Source organism: Chryseobacterium sp., assembly GCF_019236175.1.
In the GTDB taxonomy this organism is placed as follows: domain Bacteria; phylum Bacteroidota; class Bacteroidia; order Flavobacteriales; family Weeksellaceae; genus Chryseobacterium.
In genome coordinates, this window is sequence record NZ_JAFAJM010000019.1 from 178,760 (window position 1) to 197,012 (window position 18,253).

An 18,253-nucleotide genomic window follows, 5' to 3' on the forward strand; every position below is an offset into this window, starting at 1 on the left:
AAAAAAAACCTCCTGAAAAATCAGGAGGTTTTTTTTATTTTACATTCTGTTTACTGTTCCTATTCCCAGCAGTTCTAAAGACTTTTTAATGGTCTTCGCGGTAAGATCTGAAACATTCAGACGGAATTGCTTTACATTTTCATCATCCTGGTTCAGGATTGGATTATTCTGATAGAAAGAATTGTATGCCTTCACAAGGTCGTACACATAATTGGCTACTAGAGCCGGGCTTAATGTTTCTGCCGCTTTTGCCACTACTGTTTTAAAGTTGGCCAGCTGCATCGTTAATTCCTTCTCCGACTGATTCAAAATGACATCAGCCGTATCTTTTTGCACATCGTCTGCCTTAGATAACAAGGACTGGATACGAGCATAGGTATACTGAATAAACGGCCCTGTATTTCCATTAAAATCAATACTTTCTGCCGGATTGAAAAGCATTTTCTTCTTAGGATCAACCTTTAACATGAAATATTTCAATGCTCCTAAGCCTACTGTTTCGTAAGAAGCTTCTTTATCTTCTTCTGAAAGGTTCTCCAGTTTTCCAAGTTCCTGAGCTTTAGATTTTGCTGTTTCATACATTTCCTGCATCAGATCATCAGCATCAACAACCGTTCCTTCACGCGATTTCATTTTACCTTCAGGTAGTTCTACCATTCCGTAAGAAAGGTGATACAACTGATCTGCCCATTCATATCCTAATTTTTTCAAAATCTTGAATAAAACCTGGAAGTGGTAATCCTGTTCATTTCCTACGGTATAAATCAGTTTCTGAATATCATTCTGCTTGAAACGCTCTACAGCAGTTCCCAGATCCTGTGTCATATAAACGGAAGTACCATCTGAACGTAACAATAATTTCTGATCAAGTCCCTCATCAGTAAGATCACACCAGACAGAACCATCCTCTTTCTTGTATAAAACGCCTTTATCCAACCCTTCCTGAATAAGGTCTTTTCCTAAAATATAGGTATTGCTTTCATATTGAACCTGATCGAAATTTACGCCCAGTCTCTTGTACGTTTCATTGAACCCTTTGTAGACCCAAGAGTTCATTTCAGCCCAGAGATTTCTTACCGTTTCATCTCCATTCTCCCAGTCAACAAGCATTTTTTGAGCTTCCTTCATCATCGGAGCTTCTTTTTTTGCCTGCTCTTCTCCTATTCCCTGTTCTGTAAGCTCAGCAATTTCTTTTTTATAATTCTTGTCGAATTCCACATAGTAGTTTCCTACAAACTTATCCCCTTTTGTATGGGTAGCTTCAGGCGTTTCTCCGTTTCCGAATTTCTCCCATGCTAACATCGATTTACAGATATGAATTCCTCTGTCATTAATAATCTGGGTTTTGATGACATCATATCCCGCTTCTTTTAAAATCTGTGCCACAGAAAATCCCAACAGGTTATTTCTGATATGCCCCAAATGCAAAGGTTTATTAGTATTGGGAGAAGAATATTCTACCATTACCGTAGCATTTTTCTTTTCTATGCTTGAAAACCCACTGCTTACCGATCTGAAGTTATCCATAAACAATTGGTTTTTCACTTTAACATTAAGGAAACCTTTTACTACATTAAAGCTCTCAAATAAATCCGTCTGCTCGGTTAAGGCTTCTCCCAGCTCTACCCCAATACTTTCCGGATTTTTCTTTAATTGTTTTACCAACGGGAAGGTAACAATGGTAAAGTCCCCCTCAAATTCCGTTTTATTTTCCTGAACTTCCAGCTTTATGTCTTTTAATTGAAATACATTTAAAATAACTTCTGAAAGTTTCTCTTCTATAATATATTTAATATTCATGTTCTTACGTTTACGTTTCATGACGGATCCCAATCCCCGAACACCGGGGATCTTCCCTCCTGTTTTGGACTACAAATATACGGAAATAAAAAAACCGCCCGAAGGCGGTATGATATGAATGTGATTAAAAATGGGTTTAGTTTTGATTCCAGAAAGGAGTAAATTTATTTTTAGTAAATATATCTGCACTACTGAGCGCAGGTACGTTAGCAGAATTACTAGCATATTCTGAGTTAGGATAAAATAATCTGAGAGGTCTATTTGACTGTGTACTTGTTACAGCCATGGGAGTTACAGGGTACCCTGTTCTATTGTATTCAATAAACATCTCTGTAGGATTTATATTGGTTAAAGCCAGCCACTTCTGAGTCATAATTGCTTCTATCTTTTGGCCGGTCGAACCTACACCTAATCCCAATCCTGGTCTTGTTGCTATGATAGCTTTATATACAGCTACATCTGCCGTAGCTGCTCCAAGCCACCTGCAAGATGCATCAATTGCTTTATTAAAATGGTCTTCAGCATTGGTAAACAGAGAAGGATATCTGATAGCAGCTTCAGCCTGCAAAAGTTCACTCTCTGCTACTGACATAACAACTCCTCCTCTGGCATTTCCCGCTGCAATAAGTTCACTAATAGTAGCCACTGTTTTATCACCTATAAAATTACCCAACGCAAGTCTAGATAGATTTTTATTATCTAAAAGAGCACCAGGCTGTCCTGTATCAGCTCCCTGTCTGATACCTTTCACCTGTGGAATACCATTATATGTAACAGAAGAAAACATTCTGAATCTTCTGGGATCAACGATATTATTAAATTTGGAATAATATGTTTCAGATGAATTCATAAGATTACCATTTAAACAATTTGCAATATGTTCAGAAGCACACAGGTATTTATATGCCGAAACATCAGAGCCTGAAGAATTAACTCTATACGAAGTCAGGAAAGGGTTCATTTTATCATTATTTCCGGAAGAATATCCTGGGTTGTTAAGAACATTTTCATCCGCACCACCACTTCCGTTGTATTTAATAAAAGCGGATCCAGAAAGATCCGCCAGTTTCAGATCTCTGTAAGCAGCCATGTTACCGCTAACATTAGACATTCTTAATAGCATTCTCAACTTGATGGTATTTGAAAATGTTTTCCATTTATTCATATCTCCTTTAAATACAGGATCTGTAGCCGCTATTACAGCATTAGAATTTTTAGTATCTATTAAAGTATTAGCAGCTTCTAACTCTGCAATCAATGCTTTATAAATATCCTGATCATCATCGTATTCAGGGGTTGTGTTTCCGGACCGTAAAAATGCTTCTTGATAAGGAGCATCTCCATACAGATCAACAATATACTGCATATAAAATGCTTTTATAATTTTAGCAATTGCTACATAATTATCCTGAGAATGATCAGTATTAGGATAATCCTCTACTAACTTAAGATTCGCAGTATATAAATAAATTCTGTTCCAAATTCCTGAATAAAAACTACTGTTTACAGAGCTCAAAGCATACTCTCCTCCATATATTCCTCCATAATTATAAACATCTGTAGCCCAGCTATTCATCATTACATTTCCAAAAGTCATCATTGAATATATACGTCCTCCTCCTTCCTCACTTCCCTGGGTTCTGAACAATTCGTTGATGGCACCTGGAAGCACCTGAGCAGGGGTTATATTTTCAATATGTCCTGCATTAGGACTCTCATTAATATCCAAATAGTCATTACACGAAATAATATTTAAACTTAATACTACAACAGCTGACGCCAATATTAATCTTTTTTTATTTTTTTCCATTTTTCTGATAATTAAAAGGTTGCACTCATGCTGATCCCAAAAGTTCTGATAGAAGGATATTGTCCTGTAAATGCTATTCCGTTAGCATTGATATTTCCGGATGTAAGAGCCTGCCCCGGACGTTGATTTATATCTCCACTGTTACTTGATGTTTCAGGGTCTGCAAAATTCCTGTTGCTTTTTGCATACCATGCAAAAGGGTTTCTGGCATATACGCCAAAGGTTAGTCCATTGATAAAAGTAGATTCTAAAACAGATTTTGGGAGGGTATAGCTTAAAGCAATTTCCCGTATTTTAAATGCTGTTCCGTCGATAACGAATTCCTCACCTACTGCATTGAAGTTACCATTAACATTAAAATAAGCTCTTGCCGAAGAATAATTTGCCCCTAAAGCAGGCGTATTATTTTTAACATAATTAGGATTTGTCGCTGTCCCTACATTCTGGACTGAGTTGGGAACCACATAGCCTTTGCTTCTGTCAAAGTCAGCAGATTGCTCTAACGCACCTGTAAATGCCAATATCCTTTTTATCATAGACACAAAGCTATTCCCTGTTCTGTAATCTGCTGTACCCGAAAGCCTGAATCCTTTGTAACGGATAGAGGTACTGAACCCCACAATATAATCAGGAGTGACTTTACCCAATATTTCAAATCCTGAAGTTGCCAAAGGCATTCCATTCGCTCCAACTATAATTCTTCCCTGATCATCTCTCTGATACTTAGTCCCCTTAATCAATGGATATTGTTCTCCCTTTTTAATATAGATTCCTACATTAGGATTGGTATATGACAACAAAGGAATTTCATCAACCCCGTTTTTAAGATCAGTGACTTCTGAAGTATATGTACTGTATGATCCCCTGATATTCCATTCAAAATCTTTTGTCCGGATTGGCGTAAGTCCTAGGTCTAATTCAAATCCTTTATTAGTAGCATTCCCCAGGTTATCTCTCAAAAATGAAATCCCAGAAGGACTTGAAGTAGAATAGTCCGTAATCAAATCTGTGACACCTGATTTGAAGACAGCTGCTTCAAAAGTAATTCTGTCTTTAAAAAAGCCTAATTGCAATGAAGCTTCTTTAGTACTGGTGAATTCAGGTTTAATATCGGGGTTGGTAGGGTTTCTATTAATTAAATAAGAAGAATAAGTCATCGGAAATCCAGAAGGAATTAAGCCGGTTACTTCGTCTGTTGCATAAGGACCGATAGCAGCCGTACTTCCTACTTTTGTATAAGAAGCCGTGATCTTGGCGTAATTTAAAATACTATTCTTCAGAAAATCAAAAACTTTTGTAGGTACAAAAGAAAGCCCTACTGAATAATACGGATAAGCCTTAATTTTCAAATCATTTGTATATGTAGGACGTGTTGCTACCACAGAACTCTTCTCAACCCGAAATGTTGAATTTAAAAATAAATAATCCTTAAATGCTAAATCAAGGTTAGCAAATCCCGCGATACTTCTTTTACGTGATTGTGTATTTTGAAGCAGGGAGAATGAATCCGGATTCAATACATTATTAATATGATAAAATCCTGGAATCTGAAGATTTTTCCCTCCTACAGTTGCTACCGTATAGTAATCATCTCTCATGTTATTTCCTACATTTAATTTCATATTCAAATTATCTGTAAGCTTATAATTAAAGTTTAACATTAAATCCCCATAATAATTGAATATCCTGCTCACACTTTTATAGTAATTGGATTCAATATTGGTAAGTCCATAGTCCGGCAAAGATGTTCCATCATAATCAGTTCCTGTATTGACAAATTTTTTATCCGAGAACTTCCAGCCGTTATTATAACTCTCCCCTAATCCCGAAATACTTAAAATATTCCCTAGATAAGAAACACTGATATGATCATTAAAAGAATATTCGGCACTTAAAATTCCATTAAAAGTCGTACTTTTATTATTGTATCTGCTATTATCAATAGTCCAGTACGGATTAGTTGCAAAAGGAGTAAAATAATACTCTGCATTCGGTTTTGAAAATGCTCTTAGGTCTATATTTGACGGAGTCTGAATCAATCGATAATATAAGTTTGAATCTGTCTCATTTGTTTGCTGATCAATCATATTAAAAGTACCATCAACTCTTAGTTTCCCTAATTTTTTTCCGGCTTTAAACAATATATTATTCCGGTTTAGTCTGTCTTTATCAACAACAAAGTCATTCTGAGTTCTGTTGATTGATAAAAATGCATAGGCATCACTTCCTCCGATATTCATTGTCAAACCATTTTGATACAAGAAACCTGTTTTAAAAAAATCTTTCAAATGATTCTTTCTGTATGCAAAGTTCCCTTTTACAAAATTTCCATTGGCATCAGGAGTACCTTTAATCATTGGTTTACCACCAATGGCCATATCTGAATAGGATGGTCCCCAGGATTCATTTTCATAAGGAACCCAATAAGTACCTCCTAATTGAGAAGGTCCCGGATGAAATATTTCTCCTGGATTTCCCTGACCATATTTATCCTGAATGATAGGAAGTTTGTACACAAACGAAGCATCAATATTGGAAGTAAGAGTAAACTGTACTTTTTCAGATTTACTTCCTCTTTTTGTGGTAACAATGATCACTCCATTAGCTCCTCTTTCTCCATAGAGTGCAGATCCTTGCTGTCCTTTGTAGACATTGACACTCTCGATAATATCCGGAGGAAGTTGTTGAAAAATCGCTGCACTGGAGGGTGCTCCGTCAATTACGATCAAGGCTCCATTATCCCCTGTCAAAGACCTTTGTCCTCGCAAATTAATGGTAGCTTGTCCGCTCACCGAACTGTTGGGCACATTAATTTGAAGACCAGACACTTTACCTGTTAGTGCCTGAACAGCATTTGGATTGCCTGCCTTAGTAAGCTCTTCAGTTCTTATAATTGCTGTGCTTCCAGTAATAGCATCCTGTTTCTTTTTGATTCCCAGTGCCCCGGTCACCACCACCCCTTCAATTTCTTTAGCTTTTATAGTATCTTTCTTCTGTTGCCCTTTAACAGCTAAAGAGGATGAAGAGAGTGCAACAATCAAGACACTGGTGTATAATTTCCTCATATCCAAATAATTTAATATTCGGACAAATTTGTTAATCCTAATTAACAAGTCAAAGTAAAAAAATTAAAAAATTACAAAATAAACAATAAAAGAAGATTTTAAATAACAAAAGGTTAAAATAAAACACAAAAACAATTGAAAAAAATTAATAAAAATCACATTTATTGATTTTTTCAACAAAAACAAAGTATTGAATTAATATTACTAATGGTGTAGCATAAAATCACTTGTAAAAAAGATATAAAATAACAAAACCATATAAAAAAGTCAAATCAATTCTGACTAATTTCAGGCAAAGAAAAGAAGAATGACGGCCCATATACTAAAAAAACCGCCCGAAGGCGGTCTCATATGAATGTGATTAAAATGTGTGTTAGTTTTTGTCCCAGAAAAGTTTTGTAGTCAACTTGTCTCCTCCTATTGAAGCAGCTGCGGCTGCATAGTTGGTTGGATTTGTTGTTGTTTCTCTGATTGGGTACTGTAATCTTACCGGTACTTTTCCTTCTGCCTGAGAAACAGCTGTAGGAGGAGCCAGCAATACAGGATAATCTAGTCTTCTGTAGAAATTCCATCCCGTTGTTCCCTGGTTAAACATGGCTACCCAAGCCTGTTCACCAATAGACTGTTTCCAGTTGGCTGCATTATAAGGGTGAGCTGCCAAATAAACGGCTGCATCAGCTGTAGAAACACCCCATTCTGTTAAAGATGCATTCACAGCGTTGTTATAAGCTGCAGTTGCTCCGATACCAACTCCCCAACGAGCAGAAGCTTCAGCAAGGTAAAATGCTACTTCTGTGTAGTTCATAATCACTCCCTGAGTCGTTTCAGTATAGGCGAATTTACCGATATGGCTGTTAGCAGCAAAACCTGAAGGTCTTCCTATGGTACCTCCTTTATAAGGTGTTACATTATTATCAAAATAATTGGCTCTTCTAGGGTCAGAAGATGCGTTCATATAATCTACGAGTGTTTTTCCTGCCACAAAGTCATTTCTGTTACTGGCCACTAAGTTCTCAAATAGCGGGTTGTAATTCGGAGAAGCACTCAAATATGAAAATGCACAATTATCTCCTGCGCTGGTCATTACTCCTGAGCTAACCGCTGTTGTTGCTGTAGACTGAGCCAAAGCAGGATTATAATCAGCAATACCGATTGCTAATTTTAAAAGCAGTGAATTCCCAAATACTTTCCACTTGGCAAGGTCTCCGTTATAGAATAAGTCTCCGCTGGCAAAAGTTCCGCCATTCGGATCAATCACTGCTAAATCTGCTTTTAATCTAGTAATAAGATCAGCATAGATGTCAGCTCCTTTATCATATTTGGGAAGCGGATTTTCATCAATATTATTAGAGGCTGTATACGGGACATCTCCAAAAGTATCCACTAAGGTCTGATAGACAAAAACTTGCTGAATATCCAGGATGGCCAACTGGTTCTTTTTCGTTGCCGGCCATGTACTCTGCTCACTGGCAGTAGGAACATAAGCATTGATAATACTTTTCGCTTTTACTAAATTTTGCAGGGTATTTACATATAAATCCAGCCATACACTGTTCGCGATATTTCTGGTTACAAAATCATAATTACTTTCATCCACATAAGTAACTTCCTGCCAATACTGCATCGTTAATCTAAAATTATTTTCATTAACACTAGGGGTGTTTAAATAATCCGACAATTCCTTTTGTGAATAAGATAATAAGGCTTCCGGTCTTGTTGTATATGCACTGTTTGGATCTGTATTTAATTCTTCAAAATTACTACATGATAAAGCAGCTACACCGATGGATAATAATCCTATATATTTACATATTTTTTTCATTTTAAATTCAAGTTTTAAAAGTTAGCTTTAATACTGAAAGAGAAGACTCTTGTCGTTGGCATTACTCCCGCCTGATATCCCTGTACGTTACCTGAACTTAAAGCAGCTTCAGGATCAGCATAAGGTAAGTTTTTATGAATAATCCACAGGTTATTACCAATAGCACTGAAAGTAAGTCCTTTAAAGAACGTGTTAGCCAGATACTTTGAAGGAATACTATATGATATGGCAACTTCTCTTAATTTAACAAAACTTGCATCGTAAACAAACGCAGAAGCAGGTGCATTTAAGTACCCGAAAGCTCCTGAATCAGAAGCTGATATTCTTGTCGTATTGATAGATCCGTCAGCTTTTACACCAGGCATAATAAGACCTCCACCCTGGCTGATCAGGTTTCTGACAGGGTTTCCTAAATCATTAAGTCCTGCAGTTTCCGGATATAAACCACTTGATAAACCATAATACTGGTCAAGTGAGAATATATCTCCTCCTTTTCTCCAGTCGATCTGGAATGACAATTGGAAATCTTTGTACGTAAATTTATTGATTAATCCTCCAAACCAGTCTGCCTGCATGTTACCGATAACATTATCAGTACTTGAAGTTTTTAAGTATTTTCCGTTCGCTCCCACTGTTTTCTGCCCGTTGGTATACACAAAGTCCGTTCCTTTGATGGTTCCGTACAAATCATTCAAACTTGCATTAATAGTAACCCCACCCTGGAATGACCCTAATGTAATATTTTCATTTCCCGGAGCAATTCTGGTCACCTTAGTTCTAGGGTTAGACCAGTTGGCGTTCATTTCCCATTTAAAATTCTCAGATTTAATAGGAACGATATTCAATGAAACTTCGAAACCGTCTGTACGTAGGTTACCGGCATTCTGAACCTTTGTTGCCACCCCGTTAGCATAAGAAACAGGCAGCGCTAAAATTTGATCAAAGGCGTCATTTCTAAACCAAGCCACATCAAAACCGATTCTGTTTTTAAAGAATTGGGCATTCAAACCTAATTCTGTCTGTTTTGATCTTTGTGGTTTTAAATCTGCATTTTTCTCAGAGGTATTGTAATAAATCATTGGCAGATCACCGAATGAAGTGGAGGTCAGATATTGATTTCTCAATTGATCTGCAGCCGTATCACTTCCTACCTCCGCATAAGATGCTCTGAACTTACCAAAGTTCATTACACCTCCTTTTAAGAAACTCCAGTTAGAGAAAACAATACTCGCTGAACCGGAATAATACCAATATACGTTGTTATTCACAGGTAAAGCTGAAGACTGATCTCTTCTTACGGTACCTTCAACATAATAGGTTCCCTGATATCCTAAACTTGCCTGCGCAAAAACACCGGCAATTTTTTTAGTTGTATCAATCGTAAGGGCTCTTGGTGGTGTAGATAGTGAATTGGAAACCGTGTATAATCCAGGCACATACAGACCACCTGAAGTAGACTGAGAGTTACTGTAGAAATTGATAACGTTTAAGTTGGTCCCGATTAACGCACTTAAATTTAATTCGTTATCGAAATCTTTTTTATAATTAGCAATGAAATCGTAGTTGGTTTCTCTTTGTTTAATCTGCATTACAGCAAAACCTGAAGGCTGCTCAATAGATGTTAATCCGAATCCCATTAATTCAGGTACAGATCCTACTGCCTTTTTGTCCTCCATTCTTTGTGAGAAGCCATCTGTACCTACTCTAGCCAATAAGTTTAAGTTTTTAGTAACATCATAGCTTAATGAGAAGTTTCCGGCAAATCTTTCTCTTGTATCAAAAACGGCATTTTCATATACCTGGAAATAAGGGTTATTCCAATATGCCGGTGTCAGATTATCTGCTGACGGAATATTCCAGGTATAGTTATTTCTGGAATTGGAATAAAAATACTGCTGATCTTTTACATCAACGTTTACCGGCCACCATTGTCTGAATCCTGAAATCAAGTTTCCGCTATAACCGGTTGAGTTTCTCCCTCTTACATTTTGAGTAACATAAGTCGCACCAATAGTTGCGTTTAAATTATCCATGAGTTTATAGGAAGCATTACCCGTAATGGTATTTTTATTCAGATATGTATTAGGCATAATATCAGAACCATTCTGATTGTTGAATGACAATCTGAAAGATCCGGTATCACCGCCTTTTGAGAAAGAGACTCCGTTATTATAATTAGTTCCTTTCTGGAAGAATCTTGACGGATCATTCTTTGCAGCCACCCACGGCGTTGCTCTACCGAAAGTAGAAGAACCCGGAATGAAAGCTCCATACTGATACACCAGTAAATTAGGATCAAAAGCAGCACCATAGGATGCATCCTGTGCTGTAGGAGCCATTGGTCCGCCATTATATTCCTCAAACTGAGAATCTTCATTAGGCCCGTAATAATAGCCATATCCCTGTCCGTATTTCTTTTGGTAAGTTGGGAAAGTCTCTTTATTGATTGCAGAAATACTAATGGATGAGTTCAGTTCAATCCCGATATTTTTACCTTTTTTACCTTTCTTAGTCGTAATAATAATAGCTCCATTCTGCGCTCTTGAACCGTATAAGGCAGTAGCCGCAGCTCCTTTTAGTACGTTCAAATCTTCAATATCATTAGGGTTAATATCTGAAATGGTGTTTCCAAAGTCATACCCTGGTCTTCCCTGTAATGATTGAGCTGAAGTATTGTTATTGGCATTAATCATTGGCACACCATCGATAACGAATAATGGCTGATTATTACCTGCAATGGATTTATAACCTCTTAATACAATGTCAACAGAGCCTCCGAAATTGGAAGCTGCTTTTACTTGTAAACCCGATACCTTTCCTGATAAATTGCTTGTAAAGTTGTTCGTTGGTGACTTCGTTAAGTCGTTAGCATCAACGCTTTGAGTAGAGTATCCTAAAGATTTTTTCTCTCTTTTAATACCAAGTGCAGTTACTACTACACCTTCGATCTCCTTTGTTTTAAGTGTATCCTTCTTCTGTTGTGCATTAGCAACAGCTACAGATGAAGTTAATACTAAAACAAGAAGACCTGTTGTTAGTTTCTTCATATCAAATTAATTTTGTATTGCTACAAATTTGTAAAACTTTCTTAATAACACAAAGAAAAAAGTAAAAAAAATGTCATATATTCAATATTTATAAATTAAAACGATAAAAAAAGTATTAAATTAAGTTAAAATAGCAATATTTAACAAAAACAAAACATTTAAAGATTATTTTTTTTTAAGAAATAATAACAATAATAAAAATTGAAAAAATCTATATTAAATTTAACTAAATACCCTATAATCATTTGAATAACAACACAATAAATCACACTAAAAAGAAAAATATAAACAATCAGCCTAAAATACGATGCCTAGCATATATTATTTTTTTCAACAAAAACTTACAGATTAGTGGCAAACAGCAACAAAAACATCATGAAAGACAATAAAAAAAACATAGTATTGCAAATGGTTTAGAATAATGAAAGAATATTTGTTACATCATTAAAACACGGTCTCAAATTAGAGTATTTTTATAGGCTAAAAATTTTGCCCCGCTCCATATGTTTACTAATTTTACACCTCTTTATATCCCTTAAAAAAATGGAGTTATTACAAAAATGGACAGATATCTACATCGAAGCAGGGTGTGATGAAGTGGGAAGAGGCTGTTTAAGTGGGCCCGTAGTTGCAGCAGCCGTAATTTTAGATGATCATTTTAAGCAGAGCCTGGTCAATGATTCAAAAAAACTCAACTTCAAGACGAGAATGGAGCTGGATGATTACATTAAAGACAATGTAAAAAATTATGCTATTGCAGAATTATCTCCCGCATTCATTGATGAACACAACATCCTTAATGCCAGTATTCACGCTATGCATCGTGCACTGGACAAACTTACCATTACGCCTGAACTTATCCTGGTAGATGGTAATAAATTTCATCCTTATAATTATATTCCCCACCAATGCATCATTAAAGGAGACTCCAAAGTTTTATCTATTGCTGCCGCTTCAATTCTGGCCAAAAACTACAGAGATCGTTTAATGATCGAACTGCATGAAGAACACCCGGAATACGGCTGGGATACCAATTTCGGATACGCCACTAAAAAACATCAGGAAGCGCTGATCAAGCATGGTCCTACAAAATACCACAGGCAGTCTTTCAGACTGAAATATGATTAGAAACGCTGTGACTGAACAAAAAAATAAGCTACCCGATATGGATAGCTTATTTTTTTATGTTATATAAACAGATTATTTCTTTCTGCCTTTCTGCTCCTGTACTTTTTGTTGCTCCTGAGCTTTCTCCATCATTTCTCTCATTCTCTTCTGGAATTTCCCTTCTGCTTTCGGCTTCTCTTTATTCGCCTGAATCTGAGCATGGATTTTCTTTTCGTCAAGAATCACATACTTAATCACAAGGATAATCAGAATGTTGATCGCATTGGATACAAAATAATACCACGAAAGACCAGATGCTGATGTATTCAAGAAGAACAGGAAGGTAACCGGGAAAATATACATTAATACTTTCATGTTGGGCATTCCCTCTTGTTGAGGCTGCTGCATATTACCTGAAGTCATGATCGTATAAATTAAAATAACCACCGTACATGCTAATGCAAAAATACTCAGGTGATCTCCCAGGAAAGGAACCTTAAAGGGTAATTTGATCAAATCGTCATAAGCGGTCAGATCTTTTGCAAACCAGAATCCTTTTCCTCTTAAATCAATAAAATTCGGGAAGAAACGGAAGAGTGCATAGAAAATCGGGATCTGAACCAATGCCGGTAAACACCCCGCCATCTGATTCACACCGGCTTTCCTGTAAACCTCCATCGTAGCCTGCTGCTTTTTCATAGGGTCAGCATCTTTCAGTTTTGCATTCACCTCATCGATTTCCGGACGGATTACTTTCATCATGGCACTAAGCTTATGCTGCTTGTACATAATGGGAGAAAGAATCAGTTTCACGATAATAGTCAGTAAGAAAATAGCCCAACCTGCAGTTAATCCCCAAGATGCAATAAAGTTATACATAGGAATAAAGAACCAACGGTTCATGGCTCCGATAAATGACCATCCTAAAGGAAGAATTTCATCAAAGTTTTTATTATATGATTTCAGCAACGGAAGATCTAACGGCATAAAATACCATGTAAAATCCTGGTTTAGCTCGCTTCCTGTCATCTGAACAAAACCTTCATAATTGAATTTTTTCAGATATTCTCCTTCTTCTACAGATTCCTGATTTCCTTTACTTTGTGTAAATCCGTTCTTAGCTTCAATGACAGAAGAGAAGAACTGTTGTTTCACCCCGATCCAGTTCAGCGTTTCTTTCTCTTCATTCATCGTTGTTCTTCCATCGTAATCATATTTTTTATAATTATCAAATGCATAAGAAAACTCTGAGTGAGACTGTTCCTGAGCTCTCCCTTTTTCAAGGTTTCTTACATTATAGTCCCAGATAAAATCCGCTTTATTATCAGAAGTAATTTTAGAAAGGCCCTGAGTTCTCACTTTAAAATCCAGGGTATACTTTGGCAGCAGAGTATAAATAAACTGAATGACAGCACCGTTATAATCAGCTGTTAATGTTACGGCATTTCCGTTTACTGAAGGTGCAAAAACTAAATCTTTAGTATTGACTACTTTTCCTGTTTTATCCTTAAACTGGAATCCATAGTTGGAATTATTTTTATTGATCAGATAAAGAGGCTGATCTGCATTATCCGTTTTATGGTCATACGCTTTATACTTTAAAAGCTCTACTTTAGAAACCTGACCTCCTAAGCTGGAAAATTCCAATTTCAATTCATTGTTTCCAAGACTGGCTGTCTGGATCGCATTAGGAGTTACATTTGGATTGATATTGCTTGCCTGAGTTTGTTTTACAGGATTTTTTGCCTGTTCAGTTTTCTGCTGCTGAGCTTTTAACTGCTCTTCCTTCGCCTGCTTGTTCTGGAAATAGAACATAAAACCGAAGAGAACCAGGCATAAAACCGCAAAACTAATCATTTGCTTCTTATCGATTCCGTTGTTTTGTTGCATTTTATTTTTATTATAATTAAAATTCCTATTTATAATTTGCTACAGGGCTATAAGAAAACTGATAAATCTGTAGCAAATTTGAGCTGACAAAAATACTATTTTTTTATCAAAACTCTATGCTTTACCATGTTACTATATAATAAACTCAAGCTGAGAATAATCAGCCTGAGTTTATATGTAGACGTTTATGATAAATATTTACCTTATTTCTTTTCGCAAGCTTTAATGAAAGCCCTGAATAACGGGTGCGGTGTAGCTACCGTACTCTTATATTCCGGGTGATACTGAACCCCTACATAGAACGGATGATCAGGAAGTTCCAGTGCTTCCACCAATCCTGTTTCAGGATTAGTTCCTGTAGCGAGGAAACCGTTCTTTTCAAATTCCTGAAGATAGTCACTGTTAAACTCATAACGGTGACGGTGTCTTTCGGAAATATTTTTGTTTCCATAGATATCAAATAATCTGGATCCGTTTTTCAATGAACATTTCCATGCTCCAAGACGCATTGTACCTCCTTTATCTACTACATTTTTCTGTTCTTCCATTAATGAGATGACAGGATCCGGAGTTGCTGTATCAAATTCCATTGAATTCGCTTTTGTATGTCCTAACACATTTCTTGCAAATTCAATCGTCATGATCTGCATTCCTAAGCAGATTCCCAGCATTGGAATTTTATTTTCTCTGGCATATTTTGCGGTAAGCACTTTTCCTTCGATTCCTCTGTCTCCGAAACCAGGAGCCACAAGGATACCGTTCACACCTTTCAGAACATCTTTGATATTATCTTCCGAGATATCGCCACTGTATACCCATCTTACTTTTACTTCCGTTTCAAGATCAGCTCCTGCATGTTTGAATGCCTCAGCAATTGAAATATATGAATCCTGAAGGGAAACATATTTTCCAACCAATGCAATTTCAACGGTTTTCTTAGGATTCTGGAATTTCTTCAGGAAGCTTTTCCAGTCTTTAAGATCGGCTGTCTTATCACTTTTCAGATCCAGTTCTTTCAATACAACATCATCAAAGTTCTGTTTCTGAAGATACATAGGAACTTCATAGATCGTTTCAAGGTCTTTACATTCAATAACGTTATCCAAAGGAACGTTACAGAACTGAGCCAGTTTTGCTCTCTGATCTTTAGGAATTTTATGTTCTGTTCTGCAGACTAAGACATCTGCCATAATTCCGCTTTCCATCAACTGACGAACGGAATGCTGAGATGGCTTTGTTTTTAATTCTCCACTGGAAGCCAGGTAAGGCAATAATGTCAGGTGAATCACCATAGAATTGCTCTCTCCTAATTCCCATTTCAACTGACGAACAGTTTCAATGTATGGTAAAGATTCAATATCTCCTACAGTACCTCCGATCTCAGTAATAATGATATCGTAGTCCTGCTTGGAAAGGATTTTAATTCTGCGCTTAATTTCGTTAGTGATATGAGGAATTACCTGAACTGTTTTTCCAAGGAAATCTCCTTTTCTTTCTTTCTCAATTACAGTCTGGTAAATTTTCCCTGTAGTAACGTTGTTGTTTTGGGATGTGGGAGCATCAAGGTAACGCTCATAGTGGCCTAAATCCAGATCCGTCTCCGCACCATCTTCAGTCACATAACACTCTCCGTGTTCATAAGGATTCAATGTTCCCGGGTCGATATTGATATAAGGATCAAGTTTTTGGATCGTTACGTTAAAACCGCGTGATTTTAGCAATAGTCCCAGAGAAGCAGACACGATTCCTTTTCCCAAAGATGAAGTTACACCTCCTGTCACAAAGATGTACTTTGTATTCTTTTTACTCATTAGATTAGGTTTGTGCAAAGTTATGGGAAAAAGAAATACAAAGCAATCTTTTAGATTTTGAAAATAAGAAAACAGGCATCAAACAACCATAAAACCTGGATAAATTTTATTTTTTTTCACATGCTGTCACTTTGTATACTGATACAAAAAGAGAGCATTTCCTCACAGAAACACGCTCTTTTTCGTATGTGTTATTTTTAGCAGCATTCTACCATGGCTGTTCTCCCGGTGAATTCTCAATATTTTTATAATTATTCCTCAGCATTCTCAATGCCGTTGTTCCATTAATAAACCTACAGTCACTATACTTTGAATTCAGGATGACATTATTCTCAATTTCCTGAGTAGACTGGCCTGCTCCTCCTTCTGAGAAAATTCCCCAGGTCATCATTCCGTTTCCTCTTATTTTATTATGTCTGATGGCGATTTCATTATTATTTCCTTCCACCAGCTTAATCCCTGCTAACCGTCCTTCATTTGCTGCATTTTTAGTACCCGGATTTTCAACAATATTAAAGGATACGTTCAGAAGATTATTATTGGATTCAATCAAAATCCCGTTTTCTCCGGATGTCTGAACATTGTTATGGGAAACATCTACCCCTTTAGCATGAGAAACATATAATCCCACATTCCCAATATCATTGATTACATTATTGGAAATCACCCCGCCCTCAACATGTCTGATGTTAATTCCGTGCTGCTTTGCATTTCTCACTACATTTCCAGTGACCACCACATTTCTGGCAATAAGTTGGTAAGGTGCTTCTTTATTGGTATTATTAATAAGAATCCCGTCTCCTGCTGCCGGAATATAATCCTTTTTAGGATCAAGTGTTCCAACAAGCGCCTCATCGATCACAGTTCCCGCATTGTCTACAATATTATTCGAAATCACAATATTATGGCAGACATAATTCGGATAATCCTCCTGATCATAATTCTGTAATTTAATTCCAATCCCCTTTGTATTGCGGACTCTGTTTCCCAGTACCGTCATATTTGATATGCCGGCATCCAGATACATTCCGTGTTCCAGGATCGTATTTTCGATATCATTATCGGAAATGGTTACAAACGCTGAATTTTCAGCAATGATGAGCCCTTGTGATGAATTTTTAAAATAATTCTGAACGACATTTATATTTTTTCCTCCGACCGCGATTCCGGCATTGTCTTTTTTTCCCAGCCCTATTTTCGCCCAGTCTTCCGTAAACTCATTTTCAACACGGTTCTGTTTAAACGTAAGATCAACCATATTTCTTAAACCTGAGACTCCGGCATAGGTGAAATTTTTAAACAGGTTTTTCTCGATCCTGATATTCTGAGCTCCATAACAATAAATTCCAACGGCTTTAGAACTGGACGCCAGATCATAATCATAATCGGTTTTTAAACCTTCCAGAAAAAATCCTTTTATCGATATATTCTTTTTTGCGGTACAATTAAAAATCTCAGTATTCTTTTTATTCTGTTTTATTTTACACTGATCGGATAATAGCCTTTGATTAGACTGAAGAAAAAGCGCCCCTGAAATCTCAAGAGAAATTTTTCCAAAGAAGGTATCATAACCCAGCTGCAAAATTGTGTTGAGGCGCTCTGCTGTCAACTGATCAGAAAGACCCTGAATACCCCACCACAGAACATTGACATATCCCGTCCATTGTCTTTTATAAAAGTCATTTCCTTTTTTACGGTAAACCGCGCCATCTCCGTTGCCTGTAGCAGGCACTCCTGTATTTGTCTTTTTATAAATTACCGGTTCAAAGGTGTAACTGTCTATCAGGTTTACCTCATCATCATTAGGAAAAGTACTTCCCTGTGCAAAAAAAGCTTCTGTGTAAATCATATTTTGTTTTTAAATGGTTACAATTGATTCCCGAAAGAATCTGAAACAAAAA

The 18,253-nt window shown here is 36.7% G+C and carries 9 protein-coding genes; 1 reads left to right on the forward strand and 8 read right to left on the reverse strand.

Annotated elements, in window-relative coordinates; all coding sequences use genetic code 11:
* Positions 1 to 39 precede the first annotated feature (39 nt).
* From argS to JO178_RS16995, 5 genes are all read right to left on the reverse strand, one after another.
* Positions 40 to 1,800: an arginine--tRNA ligase gene (gene argS / locus JO178_RS16975; protein WP_291938418.1), complete on the reverse strand. Its 1,761-nt coding sequence runs from the start codon at positions 1,798 to 1,800 to the stop codon at positions 40 to 42.
* Positions 1,801 to 1,936: 136 nt separating this feature from the next.
* Positions 1,937 to 3,610 (reverse strand): SusD/RagB family nutrient-binding outer membrane lipoprotein, encoded by a 1,674-nt coding sequence (locus JO178_RS16980; RefSeq protein WP_291938420.1) that lies wholly within the window; start codon positions 3,608 to 3,610, stop codon positions 1,937 to 1,939.
* An 11-nt stretch (positions 3,611 to 3,621) separates the two neighbouring features.
* Positions 3,622 to 6,675: a SusC/RagA family TonB-linked outer membrane protein gene (locus tag JO178_RS16985; RefSeq protein ID WP_291938422.1), complete on the reverse strand. Its 3,054-nt coding sequence runs from the start codon at positions 6,673 to 6,675 to the stop codon at positions 3,622 to 3,624.
* 373 nt (positions 6,676 to 7,048) lie between these two features.
* On the reverse strand, positions 7,049 to 8,497 hold the full coding sequence (locus JO178_RS16990; protein WP_291938424.1) for a SusD/RagB family nutrient-binding outer membrane lipoprotein: 1,449 nt from the start codon (positions 8,495 to 8,497) through the stop codon (positions 7,049 to 7,051).
* A 14-nt stretch (positions 8,498 to 8,511) separates the two neighbouring features.
* Entirely contained in the window at positions 8,512 to 11,544 is a 3,033-nt protein-coding gene (locus JO178_RS16995) for a SusC/RagA family TonB-linked outer membrane protein (protein WP_291938426.1), read from the reverse strand.
* Between the two features lie 543 nt (positions 11,545 to 12,087).
* On the opposite strand from JO178_RS16995, the gene JO178_RS17000 reads away from it, so the two are divergent.
* The gene (locus JO178_RS17000; protein WP_291938427.1) at positions 12,088 to 12,672 is read left to right on the forward strand and encodes a ribonuclease HII; all 585 of its coding nucleotides are present in this window, start codon (positions 12,088 to 12,090) and stop codon (positions 12,670 to 12,672) included.
* Between the two features lie 72 nt (positions 12,673 to 12,744).
* Here the strand turns inward: JO178_RS17000 and yidC are convergent, their stop codons facing one another.
* The 3 genes from yidC to JO178_RS17015 all read right to left on the reverse strand — a co-directional run bounded on the left by yidC (position 12,745) and on the right by JO178_RS17015 (position 18,201).
* Positions 12,745 to 14,541 carry a membrane protein insertase YidC gene (gene yidC / locus JO178_RS17005; RefSeq protein ID WP_291938430.1) on the reverse strand — a complete coding sequence of 599 codons (1,797 nt, stop codon included), beginning with the start codon at positions 14,539 to 14,541 and terminating at the stop codon, positions 12,745 to 12,747.
* 203 nt (positions 14,542 to 14,744) lie between these two features.
* Positions 14,745 to 16,352 (reverse strand): CTP synthase, encoded by a 1,608-nt coding sequence (locus tag JO178_RS17010; protein WP_291938432.1) that lies wholly within the window; start codon positions 16,350 to 16,352, stop codon positions 14,745 to 14,747.
* 208 nt (positions 16,353 to 16,560) lie between these two features.
* Positions 16,561 to 18,201 (reverse strand): right-handed parallel beta-helix repeat-containing protein, encoded by a 1,641-nt coding sequence (locus JO178_RS17015; RefSeq protein ID WP_291938434.1) that lies wholly within the window; start codon positions 18,199 to 18,201, stop codon positions 16,561 to 16,563.
* Positions 18,202 to 18,253 lie beyond the last annotated feature (52 nt).

Coding starts and splice junctions, on each gene's coding strand:
- argS (WP_291938418.1), bottom strand. CDS start 1,800: ATGAATATTAAATATATTATAGAAGAGAAACTTTCAGAAGTTATTTTA.
- JO178_RS16995 (WP_291938426.1), bottom strand. CDS start 11,544: ATGAAGAAACTAACAACAGGTCTTCTTGTTTTAGTATTAACTTCATCT.
- JO178_RS16980 (WP_291938420.1), bottom strand. CDS start 3,610: ATGGAAAAAAATAAAAAAAGATTAATATTGGCGTCAGCTGTTGTAGTA.
- JO178_RS17000 (WP_291938427.1), top strand. CDS start 12,088: ATGGAGTTATTACAAAAATGGACAGATATCTACATCGAAGCAGGGTGT.
- JO178_RS17010 (WP_291938432.1), bottom strand. CDS start 16,352: ATGAGTAAAAAGAATACAAAGTACATCTTTGTGACAGGAGGTGTAACT.
- yidC (WP_291938430.1), bottom strand. CDS start 14,541: ATGCAACAAAACAACGGAATCGATAAGAAGCAAATGATTAGTTTTGCG.
- JO178_RS16985 (WP_291938422.1), bottom strand. CDS start 6,675: ATGAGGAAATTATACACCAGTGTCTTGATTGTTGCACTCTCTTCATCC.
- JO178_RS16990 (WP_291938424.1), bottom strand. CDS start 8,497: ATGAAAAAAATATGTAAATATATAGGATTATTATCCATCGGTGTAGCT.
- JO178_RS17015 (WP_291938434.1), bottom strand. CDS start 18,201: ATGATTTACACAGAAGCTTTTTTTGCACAGGGAAGTACTTTTCCTAAT.